The following is a 2,759-nucleotide window of genomic DNA, read 5'->3' as shown; positions in this document are numbered from 1 at the left end:
TAATGCCCGTTTAAAGGATGAGTTTGGCGGTCGGGTGATTTATTATCGAGGTCACGCTAAGGTGATGAGTCATTTGATGTTTGGTTTGATTGCTCAAACAGCCGATCAATTGATGCGACTTTTGAGGTGACGACAAGGCAATTGATTAAGTGCTTAATGATTGAATATTTGACACAGGTCAACGCATCAGCTTGTTTAAGATATGGAGAAACAAGATGATTGATCCCTAAAATCATAGCGCAACTCGGGTTTGATTAAAAAAAAGCCTCTTTTTTAAGAGGAGCTACAGCTGTGTCGGCTGGGACAATAATTTTGCAAGTTCTTCTTAATAATATCTTTTCTAAAAAAACTATTCTCGAAGTCTATTCTGACCTACAAGATCTTCCATTAACCCCAAAATACAAAAAAGATATCATTGCCTTACGTCGCTCCCTCGAAAGAGATCTAACCAATAATCCCAATAAAGCTTTTTCTATGAAAGAAGTCGCAACAAAGGACAGAATGTTTATTCGTCCTTTGAAAATAGATCCGACTCAAATTGAAAAAGTTACGGAAATGAAAGGAAAATCTATACTTCTTGTCGATGATTTATTGGCAAGTGGTACAACCTTAACAAGTGCTTATAACTTACTTAAAGAAATGGAAATAAGTGAACAAATTAAAGCAATCTGTCTTTTAGGAAAACTGGGCAGTAAATAACTAGAAATCATTCAATGTCACCAAAAATCACTAAAAATCACAAAAGTTAATGTAAACTTTTATTTATAACTGTATACTACAGATAGACCATTCATGTGCTCAATGGTCTTTAAAGATAGGGCTAACGCCCAGAGCCCGGCAGCACCGTCAAGCGAGGTCAGACTGTAAGAGTCAAATATCGTTTATCTAGGCACGGCTAGTAAAGTTTCAAACAAAAAGCTTAATAACTTAAATAAGTTGTTAGGCTTTTTTGTTATTCATAACTATAATTCAAATAAATTCAATATTTTATAAATCTAAGTATGACAATCGTTATATCTATCTCTGTAATTATTGCTTTCATTATTTATCTTAAGCTTTATAACTCACATCCATATTTCTTACTTGATAAAGATGGCGTAATCAAAAAGGAACATCGCAGAACTTTTTGTCATCCATTTATACATTTAGATCCAAATGATTTTAATGATCTCAAATCAATACATCATTCTTACTTTCCTAATGGAAGCTACGAGACTAGATACTATTCATCTGATGGACTAAACAATACCTTATTTATCAAAACTTCAATAGAATTTAATACATATCCAAATGGACAACCATGTGATTTAGTTTTTCCTGTCAACTTTGTGATCCACAAACTAAATGACTCTCCAGAAACGTATATTATGTATTTATCAGAAAGATGCGGCATTAAGGACATGACTCTGAAAGGTGATTTTTATAAAGGATCTCTTTCAAATCTAAAAAAGCACTTTGAATTATGGGAAAAAAAGCAAAAAGAATTTTTAAAAAAGAATCACCATATTTAGCTTGCGAGCATAGCCATTGAAAATATTTTTCATGGCTATGATGTATTTAATTATTTTATTTAACTATATTTTCTTTGTTATATTTTTCAATAAGATACAATGCATCTTTATCACCTTTTAATGCAGAACTTCTCAATAAAGACATTCCCTTAGTTATATCTTGTTTTACAATTATTCCTCTTACATACATTAATCCAAGCTTTGTCTGAGCTGTAATATCACCTTTATTCGCAGCTTGAGTAAAAAGAGAGACTGCTTTTGCGGGGTTCTTAACAACACCATTTCCGAATAAATACATGGTGGCTAGCTCACGTGTGGCTGCTATATCTCCTTTATTGCTAGCTTTTTGATATAAGTTGGCTGCCTTATTTAAATTAACAGATACCCCCATGCCATTTTGATAAATTGCACCAAGCATGAACAGAGCATCTGTATTTTCTTGATTAGCTGCCTTTTCAAACCATTTTATAGCTTCAGCCATATTTTTTTGTACACCTACTCCCTCTTTGTACATAACAGCAAGAGTAAGTTGATCCTCTGCATAGCCTTGCTTAGCTCTTTCAATAATTTCAGCATCAGAAAAAGCATATAAACTTGATGAAAATGAAAGAATTGTAAGGAAAATAAGAAAATATTTATGCACTCGAATACCTAAAAAATGTGAAAATTTGAATAACTCAGTATTTTGAAATACGTACCTTAAGAAATGAAAATTATTTTAACAATAGTCCTTTTAATTGTTGCTTATAACATTGTAGAGCCCAATAGTTTTGGAGGATACCTATTAGTTCTATTAGTTGCAGGATTAATTTCAATTGGTATTACATTCGCTTTTTTAGCCATACTCGCTGTTATTGGTGTAATTAGTAAACTATTCACACAGAATTAAACTACATCCCAAAATCCATCCCTCGATCCTGCTTAGGTCGAGGTTTTTCTATCTCTTGTTTACGCTCATTCATCTGGACGAGATTTTTTTCAATATCTCCGACGTTTCGAGCAAATTCTGCTGAGCTTTGGTCACTTGTAACGAGACTGAGTGTTGTAAGACTGAGATTTTCCCCAATGCTTCTTCGTTGTTGGCTGTAATCTGGCTCATCTCTCGAACTTTTCCATTGATCTGCTCGGTATAGCTTGCTGTACTGCGTTCTAGCTCGTGAAATTGCTTCTGTATTGTCGCTAATGATTTCTGTGCTTGCTGTAAGCTTTGCTGATCGCTCTCGATTGCCTTTGATTGAGCTGATAAAG

4 protein-coding genes and 1 pseudogene are annotated in these 2,759 nt (G+C 33.7%); 3 read left to right on the top strand and 2 right to left on the bottom strand.

Annotated elements, in window-relative coordinates:
- The 3 genes and pseudogenes from FTV42_RS16130 to FTV42_RS16120 form a co-directional block, all read left to right on the top strand.
- Positions 1 to 130: pseudogene (locus tag FTV42_RS16130) on the top strand (IS5/IS1182 family transposase); the annotation flags it as partial.
- Positions 131 to 291: 161 nt separating this feature from the next.
- Positions 292 to 699: a phosphoribosyltransferase family protein gene (locus FTV42_RS17900; protein ID WP_180015615.1), complete on the top strand. Its 408-nt coding sequence runs from the start codon at positions 292 to 294 to the stop codon at positions 697 to 699.
- Positions 700 to 1,001: 302 nt separating this feature from the next.
- Entirely contained in the window at positions 1,002 to 1,511 is a 510-nt protein-coding gene (locus FTV42_RS16120; protein ID WP_174660746.1) for a hypothetical protein, read from the top strand.
- 55 nt (positions 1,512 to 1,566) lie between these two features.
- Here FTV42_RS16120 and FTV42_RS16115 read toward each other — a convergent pair whose 3' ends face one another.
- On the bottom strand, positions 1,567 to 2,154 hold the full coding sequence (locus tag FTV42_RS16115) for a tetratricopeptide repeat protein (protein WP_174660745.1): 588 nt from the start codon (positions 2,152 to 2,154) through the stop codon (positions 1,567 to 1,569).
- A gap of 315 nt (positions 2,155 to 2,469) precedes the next feature.
- Positions 2,470 to 2,759: hypothetical protein (locus tag FTV42_RS16110; protein ID WP_180039197.1), on the bottom strand; the 290-nt coding region annotated here is incomplete at its 5' end.

This window comes from Acinetobacter sp. YH16052, assembly GCF_013417155.1.
Lineage (GTDB): Bacteria > Pseudomonadota > Gammaproteobacteria > Pseudomonadales > Moraxellaceae > Acinetobacter.
The sequence above is the reverse complement of the archived record's forward strand: the minus strand, read 5'-3'. Positions and strand labels throughout refer to the sequence as shown.